This window comes from uncultured Roseibium sp. (assembly GCF_947499295.1).
Taxonomy (GTDB): domain Bacteria; phylum Pseudomonadota; class Alphaproteobacteria; order Rhizobiales; family Stappiaceae; genus Roseibium.
Window position 1 is genome coordinate 1 of the sequence record NZ_CANMNP010000009.1, and the last position, 26,283, is coordinate 26,283.

Annotated in this window: 24 protein-coding genes; 9 read left to right on the plus strand and 15 right to left on the minus strand. The window is 56.2% G+C overall.

Annotation, left to right across the window (positions count from 1 at the left end; genetic code table 11):
- A partial coding sequence (locus tag Q0835_RS15020; RefSeq protein WP_298962514.1) for a TOBE domain-containing protein occupies window positions 1-534 on the plus strand: 534 nt, incomplete at its 5' end.
- A gap of 19 nt (window positions 535-553) precedes the next feature.
- Window positions 554-3,040 (plus strand): glycoside hydrolase family 2 protein, encoded by a 2,487-nt coding sequence (locus tag Q0835_RS15025; RefSeq protein ID WP_298962517.1) that lies wholly within the window; start codon window positions 554-556, stop codon window positions 3,038-3,040.
- On the opposite strand, the gene Q0835_RS15030 is transcribed toward Q0835_RS15025, so the two are convergent.
- The 5 genes from Q0835_RS15030 to Q0835_RS15050 all read right to left on the minus strand — a co-directional run bounded on the left by Q0835_RS15030 (window position 3,037) and on the right by Q0835_RS15050 (window position 6,358).
- Window positions 3,037-4,008 carry a LacI family DNA-binding transcriptional regulator gene (locus Q0835_RS15030; protein WP_298962520.1) on the minus strand — a complete coding sequence of 324 codons (972 nt, stop codon included), beginning with the start codon at window positions 4,006-4,008 and terminating at the stop codon, window positions 3,037-3,039. The two genes, Q0835_RS15025 and Q0835_RS15030, sit on opposite strands and share 4 nt — an antisense overlap.
- A 154-nt stretch (window positions 4,009-4,162) precedes the next feature.
- The gene (locus Q0835_RS15035; protein WP_298822859.1) at window positions 4,163-4,663 is read right to left on the minus strand and encodes a hypothetical protein; all 501 of its coding nucleotides are present in this window, start codon (window positions 4,661-4,663) and stop codon (window positions 4,163-4,165) included.
- A gap of 29 nt (window positions 4,664-4,692) precedes the next feature.
- On the minus strand, window positions 4,693-5,367 hold the full coding sequence (locus Q0835_RS15040) for a L,D-transpeptidase (protein ID WP_298962523.1): 675 nt from the start codon (window positions 5,365-5,367) through the stop codon (window positions 4,693-4,695).
- Between the two features lie 21 nt (window positions 5,368-5,388).
- Window positions 5,389-5,904 carry a L,D-transpeptidase gene (locus Q0835_RS15045; RefSeq protein WP_298962900.1) on the minus strand — a complete coding sequence of 172 codons (516 nt, stop codon included), beginning with the start codon at window positions 5,902-5,904 and terminating at the stop codon, window positions 5,389-5,391.
- A gap of 127 nt (window positions 5,905-6,031) precedes the next feature.
- On the minus strand, window positions 6,032-6,358 hold the full coding sequence (locus tag Q0835_RS15050; protein WP_298962526.1) for a hypothetical protein: 327 nt from the start codon (window positions 6,356-6,358) through the stop codon (window positions 6,032-6,034).
- A 458-nt stretch (window positions 6,359-6,816) separates the two neighbouring features.
- On the opposite strand from Q0835_RS15050, the gene Q0835_RS15055 reads away from it, so the two are divergent.
- Complete coding sequence (locus Q0835_RS15055) at window positions 6,817-7,290, plus strand: DUF3775 domain-containing protein (protein ID WP_298962528.1); 474 nt, start codon at window positions 6,817-6,819, stop codon at window positions 7,288-7,290.
- A 396-nt stretch (window positions 7,291-7,686) separates the two neighbouring features.
- Window positions 7,687-8,646 carry a heparan-alpha-glucosaminide N-acetyltransferase gene (locus tag Q0835_RS15060; RefSeq protein ID WP_298962532.1) on the plus strand — a complete coding sequence of 320 codons (960 nt, stop codon included), beginning with the start codon at window positions 7,687-7,689 and terminating at the stop codon, window positions 8,644-8,646.
- Here Q0835_RS15060 and Q0835_RS15065 read toward each other — a convergent pair.
- The gene (locus tag Q0835_RS15065; protein WP_298962535.1) at window positions 8,634-10,031 is read right to left on the minus strand and encodes an FAD-dependent oxidoreductase; all 1,398 of its coding nucleotides are present in this window, start codon (window positions 10,029-10,031) and stop codon (window positions 8,634-8,636) included. The genes Q0835_RS15060 and Q0835_RS15065 overlap by 13 nt on opposite strands.
- Before the next feature lie 80 nt (window positions 10,032-10,111).
- Window positions 10,112-11,011, minus strand: coding sequence for a choline/ethanolamine kinase family protein (locus Q0835_RS15070; RefSeq protein WP_298962538.1), 900 nt, complete (start codon window positions 11,009-11,011; stop codon window positions 10,112-10,114).
- 43 nt (window positions 11,012-11,054) lie between these two features.
- Here Q0835_RS15070 and Q0835_RS15075 point away from each other — a divergent pair, with 43 nt between their 5' ends.
- Window positions 11,055-11,354: a SelT/SelW/SelH family protein gene (locus Q0835_RS15075; protein WP_298822867.1), complete on the plus strand. Its 300-nt coding sequence runs from the start codon at window positions 11,055-11,057 to the stop codon at window positions 11,352-11,354.
- 66 nt (window positions 11,355-11,420) lie between these two features.
- Here the strand turns inward: Q0835_RS15075 and Q0835_RS15080 are convergent, their stop codons facing one another.
- The gene (locus Q0835_RS15080) at window positions 11,421-12,653 is read right to left on the minus strand and encodes an alpha/beta fold hydrolase (RefSeq protein ID WP_298962542.1); all 1,233 of its coding nucleotides are present in this window, start codon (window positions 12,651-12,653) and stop codon (window positions 11,421-11,423) included.
- Between the two features lie 69 nt (window positions 12,654-12,722).
- Between Q0835_RS15080 and Q0835_RS15085 the strand changes: the two genes are divergently transcribed.
- Window positions 12,723-13,181 (plus strand): MarR family transcriptional regulator, encoded by a 459-nt coding sequence (locus Q0835_RS15085; protein ID WP_298822871.1) that lies wholly within the window; start codon window positions 12,723-12,725, stop codon window positions 13,179-13,181.
- Window positions 13,182-13,338: 157 nt separating this feature from the next.
- Here Q0835_RS15085 and Q0835_RS15090 read toward each other — a convergent pair whose 3' ends face one another.
- The 3 genes from Q0835_RS15090 to Q0835_RS15100 form a co-directional block, all read right to left on the minus strand.
- Window positions 13,339-14,370, minus strand: coding sequence for a fatty acid desaturase (locus Q0835_RS15090; RefSeq protein ID WP_298962545.1), 1,032 nt, complete (start codon window positions 14,368-14,370; stop codon window positions 13,339-13,341).
- 300 nt (window positions 14,371-14,670) lie between these two features.
- The gene (locus Q0835_RS15095; protein WP_298962548.1) at window positions 14,671-15,066 is read right to left on the minus strand and encodes a carboxymuconolactone decarboxylase family protein; all 396 of its coding nucleotides are present in this window, start codon (window positions 15,064-15,066) and stop codon (window positions 14,671-14,673) included.
- Window positions 15,014-15,496, minus strand: coding sequence for a MerR family transcriptional regulator (locus tag Q0835_RS15100; protein WP_298962551.1), 483 nt, complete (start codon window positions 15,494-15,496; stop codon window positions 15,014-15,016). The genes Q0835_RS15095 and Q0835_RS15100 overlap by 53 nt, the downstream gene beginning before the upstream one ends.
- 211 nt (window positions 15,497-15,707) lie before the next feature.
- Between Q0835_RS15100 and betC the strand changes: the two genes are divergently transcribed.
- Window positions 15,708-17,222 (plus strand): choline-sulfatase, encoded by a 1,515-nt coding sequence (betC, locus tag Q0835_RS15105; RefSeq protein WP_298962554.1) that lies wholly within the window; start codon window positions 15,708-15,710, stop codon window positions 17,220-17,222.
- A 28-nt stretch (window positions 17,223-17,250) separates the two neighbouring features.
- On the opposite strand, the gene Q0835_RS15110 is transcribed toward betC, so the two are convergent.
- The 3 genes from Q0835_RS15110 to Q0835_RS15120 form a co-directional block, all read right to left on the minus strand.
- A complete protein-coding gene (locus Q0835_RS15110) occupies window positions 17,251-18,132 on the minus strand; it encodes a hypothetical protein (RefSeq protein ID WP_298962557.1) in 882 nt (293 codons plus the stop codon).
- A 178-nt stretch (window positions 18,133-18,310) separates the two neighbouring features.
- The gene (locus tag Q0835_RS15115; protein WP_298962559.1) at window positions 18,311-19,912 is read right to left on the minus strand and encodes a D-Ala-D-Ala carboxypeptidase family metallohydrolase; all 1,602 of its coding nucleotides are present in this window, start codon (window positions 19,910-19,912) and stop codon (window positions 18,311-18,313) included.
- A 25-nt stretch (window positions 19,913-19,937) separates the two neighbouring features.
- Window positions 19,938-20,945 (minus strand): hypothetical protein, encoded by a 1,008-nt coding sequence (locus Q0835_RS15120; protein ID WP_298962561.1) that lies wholly within the window; start codon window positions 20,943-20,945, stop codon window positions 19,938-19,940.
- A 278-nt stretch (window positions 20,946-21,223) separates the two neighbouring features.
- On the opposite strand from Q0835_RS15120, the gene uvrB reads away from it, so the two are divergent.
- On the plus strand, window positions 21,224-24,241 hold the full coding sequence (uvrB, locus tag Q0835_RS15125; RefSeq protein ID WP_298962902.1) for an excinuclease ABC subunit UvrB: 3,018 nt from the start codon (window positions 21,224-21,226) through the stop codon (window positions 24,239-24,241).
- 135 nt (window positions 24,242-24,376) lie between these two features.
- Complete coding sequence (locus Q0835_RS15130; RefSeq protein ID WP_298962564.1) at window positions 24,377-24,664, plus strand: GIY-YIG nuclease family protein; 288 nt, start codon at window positions 24,377-24,379, stop codon at window positions 24,662-24,664.
- Between the two features lie 353 nt (window positions 24,665-25,017).
- Here the strand turns inward: Q0835_RS15130 and Q0835_RS15135 are convergent, their stop codons facing one another.
- On the minus strand, window positions 25,018-26,169 hold the full coding sequence (locus Q0835_RS15135) for a caspase family protein (RefSeq protein WP_298962567.1): 1,152 nt from the start codon (window positions 26,167-26,169) through the stop codon (window positions 25,018-25,020).
- Window positions 26,170-26,283: the final 114 nt, after the last annotated feature.

Genomic DNA, 26,283 nt, shown 5'->3' on the forward strand with positions numbered 1-26,283 from the left:
ACCATGATCTACGTCACCCATGACCAGATCGAAGCCATGACCCTGGCCGACCGGATCGCCATCATGCGCGGCGGGCGTATTCTGCAGCTGGCATCGCCCAACGAAATCTACAACCGGCCGGCCAGCAAATATGTCGCCGAGTTCATCGGATCCCCCACCATGAACTTCTTCGAGGGCGAGCTCAAAGCCGACGGCGGAACCTACAGCTTCACAAACGGCACACTCACCGTCCCCTTGAGCGACTATCAGTTCAAGGAAACAAGCCCAGAACCGGAACCAGCCTGGTTCGGCATCCGCCCCGAACACATGACCTCAGGCGAGGCCGCACAAAACGCCACAGTCCGCATGACAGCATCCGTCGAACTCGTCGAACCCCTCGGATCCGACACCCTCGCACGCGTCAATGCACAAAACCATACCCTTTGGGTCAGACTCGACGGACAGGCAAACATCAAAACAGGCGACAGAATCGACATCGGCTTCGATCCAATGCGCGCAAACATATTCAGCAAAAATAACGAAATCAGAATCTGAGCCGCTCGGAGTTTCAAAAGTGAACTATCACGCCAACGCACAATCGGCAGACAGCCCATCCCCGCAAAAAACTGCAACTCAATCCTTGAACGAAGGCTGGACGTTACGCTGTGCACGAACCGTTGCCGCTGCCCCGGTTACGCCGGACATGAGCTGGGAAGCAACCGTTCCGGGCTGCGTTCATACCGACCTTATGGCGGCTCGTACCATTCCCGATCCATATCTGGACTGCAATGAACTGGCAGTCCAATGGGTCGGCGAATGCGACTGGACCTACGAAACCGAGTTTAATGCGGATCTTGAAGCCGGCACCCGGCACACACTCGTATTTCACGGACTGGATACTGTTGCGACGGTCTCCCTCAACGGCAACGTCATCCTTGAAAGCGAAAACATGCATCGAACCTATCGGGTCGATGTCACCGACAAGCTGAAAGCTGAAGGCAACTCACTGAAGGTGGGTTTCCTGTCGCCCTATCAGCACGAAAAGAAACTGCGTGAAGAACTGGAACCGCGCCCCAATTGTTATCCTGGGCCGGGCAATCTGATGCGCAAAATGGCCTGCAATTTCGGCTGGGACTGGGGTCCCACACTCGTCACGGCCGGGATCTGGCGGAATGTGGACCTGGTCAGTTGGTCGACGGCCAAAATCGACAGTCTTCGAACAGATGTGTCGATGACCGGAGCCGATGGCCGGGTCTGCATTCATGCCGGTATCGACGGGGTGTCCGAAAGCCTCGAACTGGAGGCCCGCATCGGTGACCAGTCCGCATCGACCTTCCTGTCGGACAGTGATGGCTATCTTGAACTCAACTACCCTGCTCCACACCTCTGGTGGCCGCATGGAATGGGTGGTCAACCTCTCTACGATCTCGAAATTTCGTTGAAAAAAGACGGCGAATTGCTGGAGCGGCAAACCAGACGCATTGGGTTCCGGACTATCAGGCTGGACCTGTCCGGCGACGACGACCAATCGGCGTTTACATTTATCGTCAACGGCAAGCCTGTCTTTGTCTTTGGTGCGAACTGGATACCCGATGACTGTTTCCCCGCGCGCATCACACGCGAAAGACTGGCCGAACGTATTGCGCAGGCAAAAGACGCCAACATGAACATGTTGCGCATCTGGGGTGGCGGCATCTACGAAAGTGACGATTTTTACGACCTGTGTGACGAAGCAGGCATCATGGTCTGGCAGGATTTTCTGTTTGCCTGTGCCGCTTATCCGGAAGAAGGCACGCTTCCGGCAGAAATTGAAGCTGAGGCCAAAGACAACATTTCACGCTTGATGTCGCATGCCTCGCTGGCGATCTGGAACGGCAACAACGAAAACATATGGGGCTTTCAGGCCTGGGGCTGGCAGAAACCTCTGGCCGGAAGAACCTGGGGCGAAGGCTACTATCTGGATCTGCTTCCGCGCCTTGTCGGGGAATTGCATCCAAGCGGCACCTACTATCCGGGCAGTCCCTATTCCGGTTCAATGGAACGCTTCGCGAACGCGGACGAACATGGGTGCCGTCACATCTGGGATGTCTGGAACGAGGTCGGCTATGAAGTTTACGCCAATTATGCGCCGCGCTTCGTTTCCGAGTTCGGCTGGCAGGCCCCTCCGACCATGGCAACGCTCACGCAATCGATCTCCGATGACCCACTGACACCGACATCACCCGGGGTCATGCATCACCAGAAGGCGAGCGAGGGAAACGAAAAGCTTCTGCGCGGCTTGAAGGGCCATTTGCCGGAACCGGGCAATTTCGAAGACTGGCACTTCACGACACAGCTTAATCAGGCACGCGCGATACATTTCGGCATCTCCCATTTCCGCGCACTTCAGCCGCACTGCATGGGGTCGATTGCCTGGCAGTTGAACGACTGCTGGCCGGTCACTTCCTGGGCTGCCATCGATGGGTATGGCCGAAAGAAGCCGCTGTGGTACGCACTCAAGAAAGCCTATGAACCGCATTTCCTCACGGTCCAGCCATCAGAAGGCGGTCTTGCACTCCACATCGTCAACGACGCAAATCTGGAATGGCGCACCCCAGTTTCAATCAAGCGCGTCAGCCTCGATGGAAGGGAACTTGCCGAGCACACAGTCTGGCGCGTTTGTGTGGAAAGAAACAAACCAATCAGCGTGCAGCTGCCGGAGAGTATCATAACGCCAAACGACAAATCAAACGAACTGATTGTCGTCACCGCGGATGGCTGCAAGACACATCATTATTTCCAGGAAGACATCAACCTCAAGCTGCCGGAACCGCGTCTCAGGCTCGACATCGAGGCTGGCGCATCCATCACCAGGGTCATCGTGACAGCGGAAACGTTCCTGAAGGATCTTTGCCTCTTTGCCGATCGCATTGGTCCGGACGTTACTGTCGATCGGATGCTCGACACGCTTTTGCCGGGTGAAACGCTGACCCTTGAATTGGAGAATGCGACAGACCTTTCGCTTGAGGATCTCACACCTCCAGGTGTAATCCGAACCGCCAACACATTGCTGGCGTCCTAAAGCAACTTCGTTTTCACGAGTTGCTGCAAGACGTTCGGAGCCTCACCCTCAATCTGGCGGATCAACATATCCGCCAGGTTCCAGCCGGCGTCGAGCCTTGAAAAATACGAGGTGATTGGCCGCTTGGCGAGATAGTCACCGAGATTGGTGCCACTGCGTACGGAAAAGTTGAAATCCTGAATTCGGTCCGCCGCAGCGTCGCGAACGCCTCTGCGTGCGCCCATCAGCACAATATCGTTGACGCAGACAAAACTGTCCGTATCGGTTGTCCTGACCAGTTCGGCAGCTGCCTCCCGGGCAACATTCGCCTGTGGGTCAAGATTGCGCACAAGTGCCTCCCGATAGGAAAGTCCCTCTTCGGCAAGAGCTTTCTTGTAGCCAGCCATGCGCTGCAGAACGTATGTGAATTCGGCCGGACCGTCGAGCAGCGCAATGTTCTTGTGACCGAGTCGGACCAGTTCCTTCGTCCCCTGCCAGGCAGCAAACTCATTGTCGACGTCGAAATAGGCATGCTGCGAGAAGAGCTCGGTTCGCCCGAAGGTGACGAAAGGCAACTCCATTTCCAAAAGATATTTGGCGCGTATGTCCTGCGGCGTCGTATGATCCATGATGACCCCGTCAGTGGCGCGGCCTCTGACGAGTTTTTCCAGTTCCCGGATATCCTCACCGCCATTCGGCGCAATGATAGTTTGCACGGAATAGTCCGAGTTTGCGCATCGCTGATGAATGCCCTGCAATATTCCGAGGAGCGTTGGATCGCCGATTTCCGTATCGGTTGGAAAGTTGAGCAGCGCGGTCAGCACGAAGGTTCGGCCGGTACGAAGCTTCACACCTTCCATGTTGCGGACATAACCGAGCTCTTCCGCGACGCGGTTAACCTTCTCGGTCATTTCAACGCTGGTTTTAGGCGACCCATTCACGGCACGCGCAACGGTCGTCACGGACACACCCAGCCGTTCGGCAATCATCTTTAAGGTGACATTCTTGCTGGAAGATGGGCCGGGCATGGACTGGTAGAAACCGATTCAGATGAAACAAATTTGAACGACCAGAATAGCCCGGCACATCCCCCGACTGCAAAGCAAACGTTGAACAGAATGATTTGTGGCTACAACGCCCCGCCTAGCCCGCCAGTAGCCTCTCAAAGGCGTCTTTCAGCTGATAGGAACCTTGCTGGCCCTGAACGATGTCCTGCAGTTCACCGGCCTCGTTAAAGAGCAGAAGAGTGACATGCTGCGCTCCGTATCGATTGGCAAATTCCCGGCCCTTCTGGGTTCTGATATTGGCGACCACATAGTCAATTTGCCGCCCCTCAAGCATGTCGAGCGCTTTGCGTGTCTCGCGCTGAAGCGCAAGACACATGGAACACTGCGGATCATGTATCTGCACGATGGTCGAGACCCCGTTGCCGACACGGTCAAGATCATGCTCATGCATGGTTGTCATCACGTTCTGGGCGAAAACGTAGCCCGTACCACCCAGGACCGCCGCGCCTATGGCAACGTTTCGGACCAGCCGAAGCATACCGCGTCTGTCCACGCCGGTTTCTGAAGCTGGTTGATGGGAGACCATAGCTGACGTGCGTTTGGCCTTGTGATTGGTGTTTTTCCGTTGTTTCTTCATCGGTCACCTGTTTGAAAATGTCTTCTGTCTCAGGTCACGAGGATCCCGGCACCTGAGCGCACGCGATCGTAAAGATCGATCACATCCTGATTGACCAGCCTCACGCAGCCCGATGACACAGCACGGCCAATCGAGGCCGTTTCATTCGTGCCGTGCAATCGATAAAGCGTGTCGACATTGCCCTGGAAAATGTAGAGCGCTCTGGCCCCCAGCGGATTTTCCAGACTTGGCGCCATTCCACCGTTCCTGGCACTATATTTTGCAAGTTCTGGCTGGCGTGCGATCATCTCGTCCGGCGGTGTCCAGGTCGGCCACGGCCGTTTCCACGCGATCCTTGCCCGGCCCGACCATTCAAAGCCTTGCCGGCCAAGTCCGACGCCGTACCGCATGGCAGTCCCTTCCGGCTCGACAAGATAAAGGTAGAAGCGGCTGGTATCGACCACCACCGTGCCGGGCTTTTCCTGCGTCTGGTAAGGCACTCTTTGTCGCCTGTACTGAGGCTTCAAGACCTTCGGATCCACAGCAGGAAGCGGAAATTCCTCATTGGGACGCGATCCGTAATTCAAGACGAATTCAGGATCGACGCGCGGTTGAACGGGCGCTGGTAAGGGAGCCTTGGCCGTCGGTGCGCAAGCTGCCAACGACAGTCCGGCGAGACCCAGCCCGCCCGACAACACCTGACGCCGTGTCACATATTTATTCATGTATTTTGGTCCGAACGCCTCTTAAAGAACCACAACACGAGTTCCCACAGGGACCCGGTTGTAGAGGTCGACCACATGATCATTGATCATGCGAATACAGCCGTTCGAGACGGACCTGCCGATTGAGGATGGCTGGGTGGTTCCGTGGATCCGGTAGTAGGTATCCCGGCCGTTCTTGTAAAGATACAGCGCTCGGGCACCGAGCGGATTGTTGACACCGCCGGGTACACCTTTGGCGTAACGCGCATATTTTTGCGGTTCACGGCGGATCATGTTCCGGGTCGGCGTCCAGCTCGGCCATTCAGCTTTGCGCTGGATGATTGCCGATCCCTGGAAGGCCAGGCCGGCCTTGCCAACGCCGACGCCGTAACGGCGTGCCCGGCCCCAGCGTTCCATCAGGTATAGAAAATGGTTTCGCGGATCCACGACAATGGTGCCAGGTGTGTAGTTCAGGGAATAAAAAACCCTTTGGGGCGCATATTCCGGATTGAGTTTGAATGTTTTTTTGAATTTGGCCGTATGATGGGCACTGGCCATATCTGCGTTTGCAACGACCAGTGCTGCAGCACCGCCGAGCAGCAGCTCTCTTCGGTTGAACATCTGAAGTCTCCTGAAAATCTGAAAATGCCGACCGGAAAACCGGTCAGGTGATCAAATCAAACTTTCAGGTATTGGGCGGACGGGGCTCGAGACGGCCAGAAACGGAACTGCGTCTGAGCGGCCGCGTCGTATCGAGCCGCTCACGCGTTTCAAAGGTCTCCAAAAGGCCTGAGCCCATGACCGCCTTGCAGTCCGAAGACTTGCAATAGGTCGGTTTGGTGTCCGCGACAGTCTTTTCTTCGCAGCATTCGTCTTCAAGCTGAGCAGCTTCTCCGACGACATAAACCGAGATTGCTTCGGGCGCTGCCTGATAAAGATCTACATTGCCGCGCGCAAGGCTTTGTTGCGCGCCTGCCAAAAGAAGGCCGACAATGAGCAGAATCCGAAACATGACAGGAGGTTACCGGCGAATCCTGACAAAACCTATACAACCCACTTCACACTCCCGTGAGCAAGCACGCAGCTTGTCAGGCTGCCTCAGCCGCGGCTGAAAGGTTTGTTCTGTCAGAAAAGCTGGGGTCCGACACGCATGCACCCCTCAGCATGAATGCCGGACCCCGAGCGCCCGGTCCGCCCCCGGAAAAACAATCTGTCCAGCTTAACAAGCTTGGCGCCAATTCCAAGCAGGAAACGCACCTCACCGCTTTGGCGTTGATCCCGGTCAAGGACAGGATTTTGTTTGTCGTGCAAGTAAACCAATAGGCCAAAGTGTCTGCAAGACGGATTGGGTTTGCTGGCGTGGAGGAAACAAAAATCAACTCAAGTCCCGTTCAGAGGATCTGGTTGCCGGGGATAACCCCGGAAAAAATCCATTTCAGACCGGGTGACGGCAAAACAGGAATTCGAAACATGACCATTGCCAACGATGAAAAGTGGATCGATAAAGAAACATCGGGTTTGTCGGAGGCAACCATGGATATCGACCTCACCATTTCCGCGGATACGGTCCGCCTGTTCGCCCAGAAAGCGCGCGCAGTCGCTTCCTCAATACAGGATACGTTTGAAGACGGGCATGAAGGCGATGTAGAATTCGACGCTGACACGCTGGAAGAAAGCCATAGCCACGATGGCCTTGCCGAGGAAGAAAGCGAAGACCTTTCGGACGAGGAACTTCGTGAACTGATAGAAGATCTCAACGTCGACGAGGCAGCGAACCTTGTGGCCATCACATGGATTGGCCGCGGTGACTTTGAAGCCGAGGATTTTGACCAGGCCGTCACTGAAGCCAAAGAAAGGGCAGTTGGATCCACAGCGAAGTATCTCCTAGGCATGCCACTTCTTGCTGACTATCTGGAAGCAGGCTTGGACGCACTTGATCTTTGAATTTTTCATCGACCCCGAAAGACTTCCCTAAGGTCAATAGCGGAGCTGTGATTTCGCCCTCTACTCCACAATTAAACGGTTTCCTTGGGAAAACCGGTTTGAGGAGTGTTTCTTGTCTTTCCCCGAGCGTTCGATTGTCGCAGTCTCATTGATGGTGATGGTGATGGGAGCAGGGAGCTGAGTGAAATGCTACAAGACCCGACGAACCGTGATGCTTTGACAGTTCATCGACCGTCTCCGTGGCCATATGTCGGAGGCATGATGGCAGCGACCGCTTTGATCACGACACTGGTCATCGCTTTCAGCAGCTAAACGACCCCACGAAATCCGAACTGAATTGTCAGGCGTTCCCGGTTTTGCGAACCGGTTGATCAGGTTTCTGTCCGGAAAGTACATATGACCACGAAGCGATTGGCCGTGCTTGATCTCGCCCGTGGCCTCGCAGTGGTCGCCATGGCGATCTATCATTTTTCCTGGGATCTATCCTGGTTCGCGTTCGTCGACTGGCCTGTGTCTCAGGGAACCGGCTGGCGAGTGTTCGCAGCTTCCATTGCTGGCAGCTTTCTGTTCCTTGCGGGCGTCAGTCTCGATCTCGCGCATAATGACGGCATTCGCTGGCGGCCATTCTGGCGGCGGTTTGCGATGATCGCGGCAGCCGCCGCAGCTGTGTCACTTGTTACCTATTTCACATTTGGCGATAGTTTTGTGCGTTTCGGGATCTTGCATTCGATCGCACTGGCCAGCCTCATCGCCTTGCCTTTCGCCAGAGCGCCTCTCGCCCTCAGCGCTGCCGCATCCATAGTGTTTCTGACACTTCCATTTTGGGCAAAATCGCAGATTTTGGATGGTCCGCTCTGGCTGTGGACCGGACTCGGAACCGTTGGTTATCCGAGCGTGGATTACGTTCCCATGGCACCGTGGGCTGGGGTCACACTCGCAGGCCTCGCCGTTTCACGAACCTTTCGCAACTTGAAACTCTGGACCAGATTGTCGGCGTTTCGCCTGCGCAGTGCTTCTGCAAGTTTCATTCGTGCCATGGGACGCCATTCATTGGCAATATACCTGCTGCACCAACCGGTGCTTTACGGGCTCGTATGGACAGCAGCTGCAGTCGGGCCCGATTTGGATCGCTCAGGCAAAGCGTTCGTCCGCAATTGCTCGCTGGCCTGCGAGGACAGTCTTGGAACGCCCGGCATCTGCCGGTCCGCATGCACCTGTACTCTTGAGCAACTGAAAGCGGACAACACCTGGGAGGCTCTCCAGAAGGAGCCGCAGAACCAGTCTTTGCGCAGCCGGATGAACACCAGCTACGCCCAATGCCTTGCAGACGCAGAGCTTGCGCCTCAGGCCGACTGAAGCGCGTGATCGCACGACTTAAAGGCAAGCGCGAGAGCGGTCAATGTTGGGTTCACCGCAACAGGTGCCGGAATGACGCCAGCGCCCGCCAGATAGAGATTGTCGAAACCGTGGACCTTCGCGTTGCAATCGGAGACCCCTGACGTTCCTTCGCAGTCCATTCGACACGTCCCGACCAGATGCGATGTGCCGGCAGGCACCCAGACGGGTTCTCCTCCCCTCCGCCACGGACCAAGCTTTTCACCAAGATGGCGAATATCGTCTTCCAAACGCTGCATCCCTTCGCGATCTCTCTCCGAAAAGGAATACGTCACCGAGATTTTGCCGTCATCATTGAAGGAAACGGAATTCGCTTGATTGAACTCGACAGGCAAAAAGGCTTGGAATTCCAACAAGCGGTTCGGATTGTCGACCGCTTCCACCACGGGAAGCGGACACGTATCCCGCAAAACCTGAATGTGCCAGGGCGCGTTCTGCGTCGGGGCAATCCAATATCTGGGCGGGACATCATCGCGGGCGGGTGTGGATGCCAGCTCGGGAGACAAGACAAGTTGCGCGAAATAGAGCGCGTGGAAAGAAAATCCGCGCCCAAGGGCTTCGGGTCTGATGCCTGACTTGTGGAGCAAGCGCGGAGTTCCAAGTGCACCACCTGCAATCAGGAAGATACCTGCGCTCAAGACCTGATCGTTGGTGTCGCCGCTCTGGACTGCCACACCGGTTACCTTGCCGTTTTTGTACAGTATCTTGTGCGCAAGAGCCGGAGCATAAATCCTGATCCGTTCGCGAACGTCGCAATCGACTGCGGTCAGCAGGTCTGCAGTTCCAGCGAAATGCAACCCGTCCCCTTTTGCTCTGCCGCCCGAGAACGGCAGGCTTTGCAGTGTGCGCCCCTCCCCTCGAAGCCCGGGCAAAAGCCGTTCCTTGATGTTTGCGCCAACCCTGGATCCAGTAGCAGCATTGGTCGTAACCTGAAGGGCTGTTTCCGCTTCACCGTAATAGTCGTTCCATTGAGCATCACCAAGGGCATCAAAGCGCTCAAACACCGATGCTCGTAGACAATTATTGGTCCACAAGACACCTTGGCCGCCGATTGCCGCCGTGTCGGCAATTCCAGGCAGGACAGCATCTTGACCCGACGCCATGACCGGCTGCAAAAAGGGTTCCACGGCCCCAAAAAAGGCATCAGGATCGTGTTGGAACCCGGGTTGATTGCGAAGATGGGAACCGGCGGGATCCGTAATCGCTTCCCCCTGCTCAAGCACGGCGACGGTCAGCCCCTTTCTTGCGAAACGGATAGCACAAGAGACGCCTATCGGGCCGGACCCGACGATGACGACGTCGGTGTGCGTATCTGTCATCTGTTTGGGCAGATCTAGGATTTGCATCAACCATTTTCCTCCGGCCCCCGGCAAGTCTGTGGCACCGGAATGGTAACATCATCTCTGTGCTGGGCAATCCACCGGTGTCAGGCAAACGGTCGGCTTAACTGACCTATGTGCCGCACGGCACGCGAACATCGTTCGCTTGCGTAAGTATAAAGGTCTCGCGCGTTTTCGAGCGCCCAAAGTGCCGAAATGGCGTCGCAGCGGACTTTCATGAAGAGAAGGTCTTGCTGTGTCCAAGATGCTGGCTGAGATGTGGCGTCCCGATATGACGTCAGAAAGATCTGCTCCTGGGACCGCGTGAAACTCATTTCCAATGCGGCATAGGCAACATCCCAAAGCGGATGCGCCATTGCAGAAAACTCCCAATCAATAAAAAGGAGGGTCTCGGAGTTCGTGAGACAGTTTCCCGGTGAGACATCTCCATGACTGGGTACCAAAGTGTCAGTGTTCACTGGACCCATTGTGTTTTCCACAAACCTGAGCACTTCAGAAAGATCGGGAACTTTCGCCACGATATCACCGATGCTTCCAAGGCCCTTGATTTGCGCAGCAAGAACTCGATCGGGGTCCAGATGGCCCTGAAAGGCGAGCTTCGAGCCGTGCAGTGCGGCAAGTTGCGTTCCCAGCTCTTTTGCAAACGCTGACGGAGCGAGACTTTCTTGTTCCTGAGCGCGAGTGACAAGCACGCCGTTTTCAGGATTGCAATAAACGGCAGGCAAGGCGAGGCCGATCTCTGCCGCAAGCCCCATGTTGTGAGCTTCTGCGATCCGGTCCAAGGTTCCGGCCAATGACGGCCCAGGCACTCTTACAAAGAACCGCCCCTTAGAAGTCTCCGTCCGAAAAACCCTGTTGGTCAGCCCTGCTGCAGGCACAGATGAGATGATCTCGCCCAGCACTGCACGCAGTTCCGCATCCCGGGCCGAAAGCAGAAGGAGGTCGGATGCAATGGTGTCTGGTGTTTGAACGGAGGACTGTGGCACAAGCTCTAAAAAGATCATCCTGAGAGAAAGGTATCAGGACGCTATGGCCAACGTCCCTTCACCCCATATCATCATCACCTATTGCCGCCAATGCAATTGGCTGTTGCGCTCAGCCTGGATGGCGCAGGAAATTCTGACAACATTCTCCGAAGAAACGGGAACGGTCTCGCTGGTACCGGGCACCGGAGGAACCTTTACGATAACCTGTGAGGAACAAACCATTTGGGATCGAGCGTCTGATGGCGGATTTCCGGAAGCCAAGATCCTGAAACAGCGATTACGTGACCAACTCTGGCCCGAAAGAGACCTTGGTCATTCCGATAAACAGACAAGAACAGATTGATCGGTGGCAGACCGGTCATGCCCGGCATAGATAGTCCCATGCCAGGCACCTGCTTGAAACGCTGGCTCAGCGCAAATTGTCCTGGATCCAGCTTGCTGCCATCGCTTCCCGGGAATCTCGCTCAGGGCAATGGCCGGGCGTATCATAGACAACTCGTTTGACCTGCGTCCCGCGTGACAGAAGTTCATCTACATCGGAGAGCGGTGCGACCGGATCATCGTTTGTCAAAATCGCAAAGATTGGCGTCTCCACTTTTGTCACGTCGTAGAGCCCTTGCTGCTTCAAGGACAGCGTTCTCGCAATTGCTGAAATGTCTTCAAATCCTGCCTCTGGTTCCAGTCCGAAGCGGGCGCGCACTCCATCCATGTTGTATTCCGGAAAATGCGCATAGGCCTGAGGCGGCGCCATGAGAGAACTGTGTATCGGACCGCACATATAGACGACGCCGGCCAGATCTAGTTCGGGACGGGCAATCCACGCGCGTGCGACCGGATGACCGCCAAAAGACGCTCCCTGAACGAAGAGGTTCCTGGCGTCGATTTCCGGCATGGTCTTCAAATGCTCGACGGCAGCGACATGCAATTTGTCGAGGTCCGGGCTGAACCGCCATGCCGCAGATTCCCCCATGCCCGGCAAGTCCAGCGACAGCATGGCGATGCCACGAATGGAAAGCTGTTTTTCAAAATATGGTAGCAACTCTTCCTTGGCGACATCCGATCCCATGGAGACCACCACTGCGGGCGCCGGCTCATTGGTCGCAGGCAAGTGCAGCCAGGCTTTGAAGGAGCTTTCTTCGAATGGAACGTCGATTTCCCGAATGCGAAGCTCGTGGTTTTCTGCAAGCGCTCCGTAGCTTTCATGCGCAAGATCTAACGCTGCACGCTGCAGTGGATCATCTGTATGAGGTGAAGAGGCTCTCAAGAAATAGGTAACAGCAGCTCTGTATCTTGCGACCGCATCGGCTGATTTGCCGTTTTTCGCAAAAACCTCGCCCTCGCGCATTGCCTGCTCACCGGCCGTGCGCCACTCTGCAAGCCAGCTTCCTTCACCCTGATAGGCCGGATCATCCGGAAGCTCCCGGTCGGCACCGGCTGCCGCGATGCGGCTCAGTACTGTTTCGATTTCCGCTCTGTCTCCGCCGATGTGCACCCAGCTGTCTGGCTCAACCGGATGATACCAGCTGCCTTCCTCGGGCGCTCGAAATCGTGTGCCGTCAATCTCCTGTGCCCCAACCTGACCACTGCCCAAAAACAACGCCGCACAAAAGAGCGCACCACAAATTTCATAGCCAAAACGCATCATCGCCTCCTTATTGTCAATCTTGGTTGACAATTGACAATGTGGGGACGGCTGCAGAAGCTGTCAAGCATGAATGACAAAAAGCCGACTCAACCTCCGTTTGCCAGCATCCGCGGCCTGGTCTTCGACCTGGCCGAACAGCTGGACAAACGCATGATTGAGTTGCGTCAGGGAACAGGATTGGATGCCGCCCGTCCCGCGGATGCAAATCTGTTCATGATGATCTGCCGCAACCCTCGGACAATCTCTGAATTGGCGCGGGACAAAGGCATCAGCCGCCAGGCCGTCCATTCAGCAGTATCCAGACTGGTGGACCTGGGTGCGCTCAGACTGGAGCCCGTCCCGGGCAGCAAGCGCGACAAGCTGCCTGTACCGACCGAACTCGGTCAGGAAGCTCGTGTAAAAGTGGTGGGATTGTTGAAGCAGATGGAAATCGAACTTGAGGAAGTCATGGGGACAGAAGACCTGGAAACACTGCGCGCGCTCTTGGTCAAGCTGGTCAGTGCACAGAAATCCAAGGACGTTTAAAGGCACCGTTTCCCAGTTGGCAAACCTTGCGCAATACGCGTCGCCGGTCGCTCCGCAATCAGAGAGTTGGAAAGACGACCAAGGCTTCCGATGGCCAGACCTCACACAAAGAGGATCGTAGACTCACCGGAGCGGAAAAGGGCCTATTTCAAGCCTTTCACGGCAGAGCACGTGCCTGAGAAAATGACAAAAGGCGCCTGGAGTCCTCGTCCCAAAGACGAAGCCGCAAGCTGCTGAGGCTTTGCCGGATAGTCATGCGATTTCCCTCGGCAAAATAGTCGTGATCTCGAAGCACTTCCGGCAACCGGTAAAAGGGGATCCGGCTGTTGAGGTGATGGACATGATGAATGCCCAGATTGGCGACCGCCCATTGCAGAACGGACGGCAGCACATAATAAGAACTGCCGTAAAGCGCAGCCTCGTGCAGCTGCCAGTCTGTCTCGGTGTCCCAATGAGTTGTTTCAAACTGGTGCTGAACATAGAACAACCAGACACCAACAGTTGCGGCAAGCAAAGTGGTTGGAAGAAAGATCAAAAGGAGCGGCGCCCAACCGCCAATCGCAAAAACAATCGCAAGACTTGCCAAAATGGCGGCATTTGTCGCCATTGCACTAAGCCAGAACTTGGTATTCGTCATGAAGCCGAAGGGCAACCGGTTTTCCAGGTAAAACGTATAGGCGGGCCCGAGGCCGAACAACACCAGGGGCGACCGATAGATCTTGTATTTCAGCTGATTGCCTGGCGTCATTGCTTTGTATTCGGCCACGGTCAGCGTGTGAATATCACCCATACCGCGCCGGCCGAGATTGCCTGATGCACTATGGTGAATGGCGTGTGCCCGCCGCCAGACGTCGTAAGGCGTCAGCGTCAAGACACCAAGGACCCTGCCAAGCCAATCGCTGATGAAACGGCTTTTGAAGAACGATCCGTGCCCACAGTCGTGCTGGATCGCGAAGAGGCGCACAAGAAAAGCCGCATTGACAAGGGCGATCGCCACAGTGAGCCAGTAACTGACCCCCATGGCCCACCAGGCCACCCCCCACAGGAGCACAAAGGCACCAAACGTGACGGCAATTTCAAAGGAACTGCGCAACGTGCTGGGTTCACGGTAACGCGCAAGAATGGTCACCCAATCCTTTGGCGCTCGCATTTCCGGCTCAGCGCCAGCAGCATCGGGTTTTTCGAACATATACCTGCTTCTTATGATTTCTCATTCTACATAGACAGATACTGGCCGCTTGCAATGCTACAATGTGATATCCGGCGACAATTCTTGGGCATTAAGCGGTTTCAGCAACCACACCTAGAGAGAATTAGTCGCTCAACTTGGTCCTTTCGCTTCAAATTGCAATCAGCAGAGCTGTCGACAATCATCATCGCTTCGGTCGATTGACGGCTCCAGATGGAGCCGCCTCTGCCAGGAAGTTGCCGAAAACCACGACCCGGGGGTCCAATGGCGTTCAAGTGGCAGGAGTGTTTCAGGAGGTTACTAAAGCTGAGGGGCGCTGACCCTGTCTTGCGCGTCGAACACCTCACGGGCGGCATTCAGACCGTTGATTGCAGCCGGCAGACCGCCATAGACAGCCATCTGCCAAATCGCTTCCACGATTTCACGACGCTCCGCGCCGGCGGCCAAAGTGTGTTCGATATTGACTTTCAACTGTGGCCCTGTCTGTCCACCGAGAGCTGTCAACGCAGCTATTGTACATAGCTGGCGGGTTTTCAGGTCAAGTCCGGGGCGCGCATAGTGACGTCCATAAGCCCACTCGATCAGACTTTCTGCAAAGTCGGGCAAGAGGTCGTCATACCGATCGCGCAGAACCTCTTCCAGATCAGGGTTGAGATTTTGCGTCAGCTGGCGCCCGCGTTGAAGTGCTGTGGTCAAATGACTGGTCCTTCACTACTGGCTGCGAGCCGTGTTCGGTCCGGGCACAGCTTTCGAAAGCCGGATCGACGGTCTCACCCGCTTCCATCTTTCGGTAGAGTTCAACTTTATCGTCCAGAACATCCAGCATGTCGGTCAACTTGGCGATATCGCCGGCCACTTTGCGGCGATGTGCTTCCAGCATTTCACGGCGCTCGGTCAACGAAGCTCCGCCTTTCGTGCGCAACTCCGCATAACGCAATCGGTCCCTGATCCCCATGCCCGTCGCTTTCAGCCGATCCAGAAAGTCGATCCATCTGAGGATGGTTTCGTCATACACCCTCCGGCCTCCGGCATCCCTGAGAGCGCGCGGTAGTAAACCGATCTTTTCGTAATAGCGCAGAGTATCAGTCGAAAGTCCCGACTTTTCTGCCAAGTCACCAATCCGCATATCCGTCTCCGAACAGAACGATTTCCTTCACCTACCGGTTGGAGTGCACTCCAGGTCAAGCTGTTTTTGAACTCTTGTTCTTTCGTCCAGCATTGCAGCGTCGGCCCCATGAGGTTTTGTGTCGATTTTAATTGATCGATCAATCAAAAAAAGCGCATCATCAATTTGTTCGAAACACTCCCTGGCAGCGGCGAAAGAAGAGAAAATGGGCATGAGCGGCAAGAACATCCTGATCCTGATGGTTGACCAACTGAATGGGACGCTTTTCCCGGACGGGCCTGCCGATTTCCTTCATGCTCCAAATCTTAAAAAGCTGGCAGAAAGATCCGTCCGGTTCGAAAACGCTTATACTGCTTCGCCGCTATGCGCGCCGGGACGCGCAAGTTTCATGTCCGGTCAGTTGCCGCGCCGAACCAGGGTTTATGACAATGCAGCCGAATTCGCATCCGACATTCCAACTTACGCCCATCACCTGCGCAGGGCCGGATACACCACCTGCCTTTCGGGTAAAATGCACTTTGTCGGTCCGGATCAGATGCATGGTTTTGAAGAACGTCTGACCACCGACATCTATCCGGCGGATTTCGGCTGGACGCCGGACTATCGCAAACCGGGAGAACGCATCGACTGGTGGTACCACAATATGGGCTCGGTCACCGGTGCAGGGATCGCGGAAATCTCGAACCAGATGGAATACGACGATGACGTCGCGTTTCAGGCCGTTCGCAAGATCTACGACTATGGCCGAGGAAAATATGACCGGCCCTTCTGCCTGACGGCCAGCTTCACCCATCCACACGATCCTTATGTCGCCCGCAAAAAATACTGGGACCTTTACGAAGACTGTGAGCATCTCCATCCACCGGTTCCTGCGATGAACTACGAGGATCACGACCCGCATTCCAAACGCATTTTCGACGCCAATGACTGGCGCAGCTTCACCATCACCGAAGACGATATCCGTAGATCGCGGCGCGCTTATTTCGCAAATATTTCCTATCTGGACGACAAGATCGGCGAAATCCTGCATGCACTGGAAGCGATGGATCTTGCACAAGACACTACCATCCTTTTCGTCTCCGACCACGGCGACATGCTTGGCGAGCGGGGCCTCTGGTTCAAGATGTCCTTCTTTGAAGGGTCATCACGCGTTCCGCTGATGATCGCCGACAAGGACCTTGCTGCCGCCTATATCAAGACACCCGTCAGCACACTTGACGTGCTGCCAACAGTCTGTGACCTCGGCGGCATCGACATGGCCGAAATCATGCCCTGGACCGACGGCGAGAGCCTGGTACCACTGGCAAGCGGCACAGAGCGCACATCACCGGTGTTGATGGAATACGCGGCGGAAGCCTCCTATGCGCCGCTTGTCGGCATTCGTGAAGGCGACTGGAAATACATCCATTGCGAACTCGATCCGCCGCTGCTTTTCAACCTGTCGAACGATCCGCACGAGCTCGAAAATCTCGCCGCGGATCCGGACCATGCGGATATCAGTGCCCGCTTCGCTCAATCCATCAGAACGGGTTGGAACATGGCAACCTTCGATGCTGAAATTCGCCAATCCCAGGCCAGACGCTGGATCGTCTACGAAGCTCTTCGGAACGGCGCCTATTTCCCTTGGGACTACCAGCCCCTTCAAAAAGCCTCAGAGCGCTACATGCGCAACCACATGGATCTCAACGACGTTGAAGACACCCAGAGATATCCGCGCGGCGAGTGATGGAATTTCGGATTGTTGACGTCCTGCCCTACCGCGCGGCAAAAATCTCATAGCCTTTGGGCAATGGCTTGCCGTCGCGTTCGGCTTCCGCTTTCAGGCAGTCGAGCAGGTCCTGCCGGCTGTCCTCAAAACTGGGCATGACACTGGTTGCAGCAAAAGCCAGCCGTTCCAGACCGATGCCGCCGAGTTCCAGTGCGCTTTCCGGCTGCTCGGGCGGCGTGATCCCGATATCTGCGATTTCAAGATGCCCTGCGAGAGGATAGACAAGTTCATCGCTTGTCCTCGCAGCCAGAGGATAGTGAATGCTCACAGAGTGATATCCGGGTCCCGCCGGATGATCCTTAGGCGCGAAAAAACCGGAACCGTCTCCGGCTGCTTTCGCCTCGTTCATCGGTCGCAAAAGGGTACGACCAGCCCGAACCATGTCATTTGTCTCCGCATATGGAGAGAAGGCCTCAGTGGACACGAACACCAGGCGCGCCGGATCAAGCTTGGCCTTTTCAACCAGGAAATTCAGCATGTTGGCAAAGAGGCTGCGATGCTCAATCGGCTCGGATTGCCGGAGACCACAAATCGTGAAAAGGGCCAGAACTCCGGCTTCTTGGTGACGCGCAGCATCGTCAATTCTGGCAGCTGGCTGGACGACCAGGCTGTTGCCGGAAACAGGAATTTCCAAAGTTTCATCATATCGCAGACCGCCATTGAAGCGATCGCCTGTCAGCAGTCCGAGTGGTTCTGTCGTTTTGTAGCCCAACTGGCCGAAATGTGACCGAAACTCCGTTTCAAGCGAGACAGCCGCTTCCGTGGCACCGAACGCCAATCCGGTTCCTGCAGTCAGGCCGGCAGCTCCGGCAAGCGACAGCTCCAGAACGGTTCTACGGGAAATCTGCTTGGTCTTGCTTTTCGTCATTTCGCTCAATCGCTCTCGCCGGGTCTACCCTGAAACACTCTTTTGACTGCCTGATCCATTTTGCCAGACCACACACTGGTCCTCAGAATACGTACAGAAAGAGTTTTGGCCAGATCCAGCTCCATTACAAATTCTCAAGAAAGTCTGCTTTCGATGCTTCATCTAACAGAAGGCTGGATCAGCGCTGGTCCCAATTGGCGCGCGTCCCGCGCACATCGATGTGTACAAAGCTTCGGTAAATTCCAACCCCGCCTTCAAACAGCCCATTTGAGCGAAGTGATTTCATGCGGCTGGCCCAGTCGCCGGTGACGCCAGCACCGCCGCCGACAACCTTAAAGTCTGCCGCGGTAAAGGCCATGTGCTGGCTGCGTGTGGCCCCGCCGATGCTGGAATTGTATTTCGGGCTTCGGTAGACGCTGGTCAGAACCACCGGAACGCCAACCTGTTCGCGAAACGCGTCTAAAGCTCTGGCAAGAGGAAGAACATTTTCCCAGAGTTCACGGGGTGGGTCGGTGTTGAGGCCGTTGGCCCCGTGGGAGCCGCCTTTGATCAGAAATTCATGCCATTTGAAATGACGGACCTCGGGCAAACGTTCTTCAAAAAATGCCTGAAAGGGGTGTGCCGGTGGCACGACACCATCGATGTTGGGCTTGTTGTCTGCAACGACAGCATCCGCATTGGCATCGGAATCCGGTTGTCCTTGTTCGTTTTCTCCGACCACATCCAGCTTCAGGTCCACATGCCCGTGGTCATGGAGAAATTTCAGGAAGGTCGCACAACCGCATTGTTTGGAAACCGCCGATTTGTTGAAGACCCCGTCTCCGACATACTTGCCTTTCGTATAGATGGACGAAAAGCTCCAGAGATAGGGCGACGGCAGCCTCTTCTTGCGATAGCCCCAGCCATTGTACCGCTCCCATCGCCACAGTGCTCTTGGCAATGACCAGTCGGAGAGACCCGCAAGCTTCTGGTGCGTAAGTGCGTCCCTTGCGCTCTCCTCCCAGGAGTTTGGCGGCAGCCAGGCGGCGGGACGTCCGGACGGCACACGAAAGGTACGGTTCGACAAGGGGTCGCCATTGTGAAGATGTGTTGAAAAATTATAGGACGATTCCAGCAGGTGGATCGCTGCGACGAACCACCAGGGGATCCCAAGCGGGTTCCCGACAGCCTCATAGCGCGATTTCTCGGCCACCGCCTTCAGAGCGTATTTTTTGACCAGCGCTTCACGGTCGTTCTTGAAACCGGAAGAAACAAAGAAACGGATATATTCGTCCGCAATTTCCTCATACTTGCGGCTTGTCGATGTCTTGGGTCCGGTCAGAATTCCGGAGTTGGCGATATCATCGGGTATCTTCACGGGATCAAGGACCGGTGCGATCATGTCCTCGTCGTTGTTCAGATCCTCGACCTCCTGGTCGGAATTGTGTGTCTTGCGCATGCCTTCGTCATCATGAAAAAGGCGAAGCGCTTCACCCAGACGCCCGATAATCGATGACAGTGCCGGAGCCTGAATAGGATTGCGAACCGGAGAAATTGCAACAAACGTCCGGTCCAGATCGGTCATGGCTTCCAGCATTTTCTCGGTGACATTCAAAAAGCGCCGTGTGCCGGACCGAAAGCCTTCCACGCTTTCCAGAAGACGACGCTCAAGCAGCTCATTGCCGAAGGCGCGGATCGCATTCACTTCTTCAATCGTTTGCGCCTTGTCGAGCAGGTCGAACAGATTGGCCAAAGACAGATCGTCGTTGAGTTTAGCGAGTACTTCTTCAGACGAATCCACAACACCCTCCTTGGTGCCAGACGCCTTATTGGCTCCCGGCAGCTGCGAGACGGACTTTTCGGATAGACACCCAGAATGCGTTTGACCGGCGCCGTATTTCCTCGGCCTCAACCGCGACCTCGGTGAGGTTGGCGACGGTTACCTGGGGTGTTTCAGCGGCCGCGACCAGGACGTCCAGTGCCTCCGAAGTCTGGTCAAGCAGGTTCACGTAAGCTGTCAGGCTTTCATGAAAGCGTTTGATACTGAGCGAGATGGCACTGAAGCGTTTGTTAGCCGCGGCGACAGCTTTTGTATCGCCGGACAGTTCCGCGATCCTTCGGTCCGCCCGTATATTGAAAAGATCGATCTCTCGTGCCTTGCGAAAAATGTTGTAGATCGGCGTCGTGTCGTCCGCGAGCGCCTGGATCAGCTCCTGAATGTCATCTTTGCTTCTGAGGATCGATTGCCGGACGGTCGCATTCGCGCGTGCCTGTCCAAGCCGGTTGGCAAGATCTTTGGCGTAAGAAGCCGAAGGCGGGATCAAGGCCGACATGCCGCCGCTTGGCACCACGCCGATCGCCGCGACCGAATTTGCCAGCCGCACCAACTCGTCGATCCGGTTGCCGAATTCTTCGGAGCGTTTGCCCTCGGCGATATCAACGAGCATGTTGTTGTAGAGTGTGATTGCCTCCAGGGCATTACGGCGGGCAACGATGGACGGATCCTCGTCGATGCGTGCATTGTCCTGACTACGGGCGGTGTCCGGATCGAAACACAAAGGGTATCCGAGACGGGATGTTCCACATCTGGCATCGCCTGCTGTCGACGTTTTGGCCGAGACGATAGGCGAAATCTCGTCCAGAAGCAGATCTCCTGCATCTCTCGCCTGCGCGAAGGCGTCCGCGTAGGTTGTCAGTGTCTCGACAGGTATTCCTGCACATCCTGTCAGCAAAAGAAAAAGTGTTGCCCAAAGCCCTTGCAAGGACTGCTTTATCTGAAGCAGTGGTTTCACTTCACTGAAAATGACCAAAAACTCCCCCGAATCGGATTGCACCTACGGCACCTATCCGCAAGAAAAGTAAACTACAGGCAGATAAAGTTAGCAACCTTAAGAAGTGTTGGAACTATGCAACCACCTGTAGTAACGAGGTTGTGGAGCCAGCAAACCTTCTTGGATCTGCGCTTGCCGCAAAAACGACAGATGCTCCAAGGGCAACTTTGAAAGCCTCCTGACACCATTCTGTCAGGAGAGTGGCAGGAAGTTTGAATTTGCGGAACAAAACCGCAACGGCCCTCTTCCCTCGCACGCGCAACCGGACCATATTGGCCGGTATGAGCAAGCGCCCCACCAAATCCGCCTCAGACGAAAATGCGACACCGGAAGGCTTCGGCGAAGCGCCGCAGAAGCCATTGAGCGGTGCACCCCTCAGCGGCTCAATCGAAAGCTGGGCGGCGGAAGTCGCCGAGGAGGCAGCAAAGCCAGCCCCGAGCGCAAAGTCGAAGATAAAGAAGCCATCTGATCTTGAGGATCTCGCACCCGGCGCTCCAGGCACCATCAGCCGCACGGCGCGGACCTCTTCGCGGGAACGGGAAAGAGCCGGCGGTGACGGTGCTGTTGCAAGCAATGTTGCGGAAGGACGCAAGGCAAAGCTGTCCCCGAAAGGCGCCAAGGCCAAGGGAAAGATCGAAAAACCGACCAAGTCGGCACGCGGCACGTCCATCGGCAAGGCCGACAGTGTCAGAGAACGCGCGGCTGGTGGCCTGAACCCGGTGGCCGGCCTCGACATGACGCTGGAAGAGGCCGAAAAGCTTGAGCAAAAGCTCAAGGACCATCAGAAAGACAACAAGAAGAAAAAGAAAGAAAGCAAATTCGGGGAACTGACCGGCAACCAGGGCGCCACCGCGACTGTGGAGGCTCTGTCCGCGCTGATCGAAAGCGGGAATCCGCTGCACAAGAATGGCGAAATGTGGGTGCCGCACCGGCCCGACCGCCCGGCGAAATCCGAAGGCGGTGTTCCCATTGTCCTGAAGTCGGACTATGAGCCGAAGGGTGACCAGCCAACCGCGATTGCAGAATTGGTCGGCGGCATGGATGGCGGCGACCAGACCCAGGTTCTGCTTGGCGTCACCGGATCGGGCAAGACTTATACGATGGCCCAGGTGATTTCCCGCACCCAGCGTCCCGCCCTGATCCTGGCACCGAACAAGACGCTTGCCGCTCAGCTTTACGGCGAGTTCAAGTCTTTCTTTCCCGACAATGCCGTCGAGTATTTCGTTTCCTACTACGATTATTATCAGCCCGAAGCCTATGTGCCGCGCACCGATACGTATATCGAGAAAGAAAGCTCGATCAACGAGCAGATCGACCGGATGCGCCACTCAGCAACGCGCGCCTTGCTGGAGCGCGACGACGTTATCATCGTCGCCTCGGTCTCCTGCATTTACGGTATCGGTTCGGTAGAAACCTATACGGCCATGACCTTCGCCATCGAGGTCGGCGAACGTCTTGATCAGCGCCAGCTGATCGCCGACCTGGTGGCCCTGCAATACAAGCGCAACGATGCCGCCTTCCAGCGCGGCACTTTCCGTGTGCGCGGCGACACGATCGAGCTGTTCCCGGCTCACTATGAAGATCGGGCCTGGCGGATTTCGCTCTTCGGAGACGAGATTGAATCGATCGTTGAGTTCGACCCCCTCACGGGCAAGAAGTCGGGCGAATTGAAAAGCGTCAAGATCTACGCCAACTCGCACTATGTTACGCCCAAGCCGACGCTGAACCAGGCGGTAAAGTCGATCAAGGCGGAACTGAAGCACCGGCTGGAGGAGCTGAATGCCCATGGCCGGCTTCTGGAAGCGCAGCGTCTGGAACAGCGCACCATGTTCGACCTGGAAATGCTGGAAGCAACCGGCTCATGCCAGGGCATCGAGAACTATTCGCGCTACCTGACCGGCCGCAAGCCCGGTGAACCGCCTCCGACCCTGTTCGAATATCTGCCGGACGATGCCATCGTCTTCACCGACGAAAGCCACGTCACCATTCCGCAGATCGGCGCCATGTACCGGGGCGACTTCCGCCGCAAGGCTACCCTTGCCGAATATGGCTTCCGCCTGCCCTCCTGCATGGACAACCGCCCCTTGCGGTTTGAGGAATGGGATGCCATGCGACCCCAATCCATCGCAGTATCCGCGACGCCCGGGTCCTGGGAGATGGAACAGGCCGGCGGTGTCTTCGCCGAACAGGTGATCCGGCCAACCGGCCTGATTGATCCGCCGGTGGAGATCCGCCCTGCCACCAGCCAGGTCGACGACCTCCTTGGCGAGGTGCGCGAGGTCGCTCAAAAGGGTTACCGCACGCTGGTGACGACGCTGACCAAGCGCATGGCAGAGGACCTGACGGAATATCTGCACGAGAATGGCGTGCGCGTGCGTTACATGCATTCGGATATCGACACGCTGGAGCGGATTGAAATTTTGCGCGACCTGCGCCTCGGCGCATTCGATGTTCTGGTGGGCATCAACCTTCTGCGCGAAGGCCTCGACATCCCCGAATGTGCACTCGTCGCCATTCTCGACGCCGACAAGGAAGGCTTCCTGCGCTCCGAAACTTCGCTGATCCAGACCATTGGCCGCGCGGCCCGTAACGTCGACGGCAAGGTCATTCTTTATGCCGATCACATGACCGGCTCCATGGACCGGGCCATTGCCGAAACCAATCGCCGCCGTGAAAAGCAGCTCGCCTATAACGAAGAACACAACATCACGCCGGAGAGCGTCAAGCGCAACATCGCCGACATTCTCGACAGTGTTTATGAGCAGGACCACGTCACGGTCGACGCCGGCTTCGCCGAGGAAGGCTCTCTCGTCGGCCACAATCTGGCGGCCCATATCGAGGATCTGGAAAAACAGATGCGCGACGCCGCCGCCGATCTCGACTTCGAAACGGCCGCCCGCCTGCGCGACGAGATCAAACGGCTACAGGAAACCGAACTCGCTGTCGCCGACGACGCCATGGCCCGCCAGTCCGACGTCAACGACAAGACCGGCGGTTACAAGGGCAACAAGAAATTCGGTGCCGGTGGAACCAAGGAAGGTGCCAGCGGCAAGAAAAAGGAAACGGCCCGCGACAAGGCAAGAGCTGCGAAAGCAAAGAACGCCCTGCCCTCCCCAAGCGCCAAAGTCCGCAAAAACACACTCGACGAAATGACGGTCGGCCGCACCGAAGTGCCGCTCGGCTCCGATGACCCGAAACCTGTGGTACGCGGCAAGATCGGCGCCGGGTCTTACGAAGACCCGGTGGAGGAAAAGAAAAGGCGTGGACGACCGAAGAAGAGCGGACGGCCGGGGCAGTAAGTCTCGGTCAACGCTTGGGATTTAGTTGGACCATGGATCATGTTCGGGGAGACATTTTATTCGATGCAATGCCTTGCCCTCCCTCAAATGTCATCCCCGACTTGATCGGGGATCCGATCCACGCAACAAAACAACATGGCCTTCTTCGTCTATGTTCTGGCAAGCCGACAGCGCGGAACACTTTACACTGGCATTACAAACGACCTTGGGAGGCGGGTCCATGAGCACCTGCAGAAGACCGGAAGCAAGTTCACACGGCGATATGGTGTGACGCGGCTGGTTTATTACGAAGTCTTTGAAGATCCGAACACGGCGATCACGCGGGAGAAACGTCTCAAGCGCTGGCCACGTGAATGGAAAATCCAGGCAATCGAGGAATTCAATCCAGACTGGCGAGACCTCTATGAGGAGCTAAACCGTTAGGAACCGGGCTGGCTGATAAGTGGATTGGATCCCCGATCAAGTCGGGGATGACCTGATTTTGTCTGAGGGACTAACGAGCTTATGATTTAGCGGTGGTACGTTGCTGAACCGGTACACGCTTTAAATCTTGCGAGAACTTGATCGTCAGCTAGACGGCAATAGTTCGGCAACACGTTGCCTCTACCAACTGTTCTGGAAATGATTGAACCAAGGATCGCGCCTTAGGCGACACCCATTGTCTGACGCATAAGTTCGCCCTGCCTTCAGCGTCATCCCCGACTTGATCGGGGATCCAAGTCACCTCACGTGACCAGGCGCGGTCAGTCATGAGACACAGTTGTTCTACCAACCTCTTACAGCACCCACCCGGTCGTGATCCACGACCGTTCCTTGCCGTCAACGTAGAGACCGATCTCGACAGTCGCATCGGCGTTTGCCGGATCGGCGTAGAACCAAAGATGTGCGTCGTGGCCGTCCCCGGTCTTGAAATAGTAACCAGCGCCTCCGTCGTCGGGATTTCGAAGGTCTGCCGGAGAGTATGTCTGGCCGAAGCCACCGGACACCAAAAGCGCTCCGTTCAGAACACAGACTTCCAGAAACCTGTTGCCTCGGTCGGTCAGCACCAGGCTTTGCAGATCATCGTCAGTTTCCAGGTAACGCTCCGGCGCATCAAGCGAGATGGTCTCGCCGCCTGCGGGGCAGGTGCCTTCGTCCAAATGCGTCGCTGCCTTAAGAGGATGCTCGAGGGTCAAGCGGAGATGAACCGACAGTGTGCCTTCAGTATAGGGCAGCTGCTTGTCACCCGTCCGGGTGCGCACAAAATTGGTGATGTCGATCAGGGCTTCGGTCAGTTTCACTTCTTCCTGAGCAGTCAGAACAGAAGAAAAGGCTTCCATGAACGGGCTGTTCTGCCCATCGCCGTCATAAGCCAGATGATTGGGCTGGGCGGAATAGATCACCATCAGATCAGAGAGCTGATGATTGACCCTGGACAGGCCGGAAGCGTCCGGATTGAAGAGTTTTTCCAGGGACCGTGTTGTGGCGAAGGGATTGTCCCGGCAGGCGTCCACGATCAGCAGCTTGACACCGGACGATGCCGCAAGTGCCTCCAGGAATTCTTCCATCCGGACGGCGGTTTCTTCAAAGACAGCCCGCGTGGCAGCGCCCGTATCGGTCGCAAGCAGGTAATTGACGTTGTCAGCCTGGACGCCATGACCTGCAAAGAAGATCGCCGCCACCTCGGCATCAACGGCATCTTGCCGGAATGCGGCAAGCGCAGTGCGCATCTCCGAAGCATCCGCATTCAGCACCAGCCGGGTCTCGAACCCGAGCGCGGTGAAGGTTCTGGATGCAAGATCCGCATCACGCGGCGGGTTGTCCAGCGGCAAGACATTGTCATAGGCGGCGTTGCCGATGATCAGAGCCAGTTTGCCCTCTGCCGCAGCAGTAAGTGGCACCAAGCACAGGACAGTTCCGGCAATCGCCGCGGCGGCATTTCTGATCATCGACTTCCCCCTCGGTATGGACTGAACCGCATGTTGCCCGCTGGCTCATCAATTTCCGAACGCACCCACACTTGCAGACTATACCAGCCTTGGCCGGTTCGCTGCACATATTGA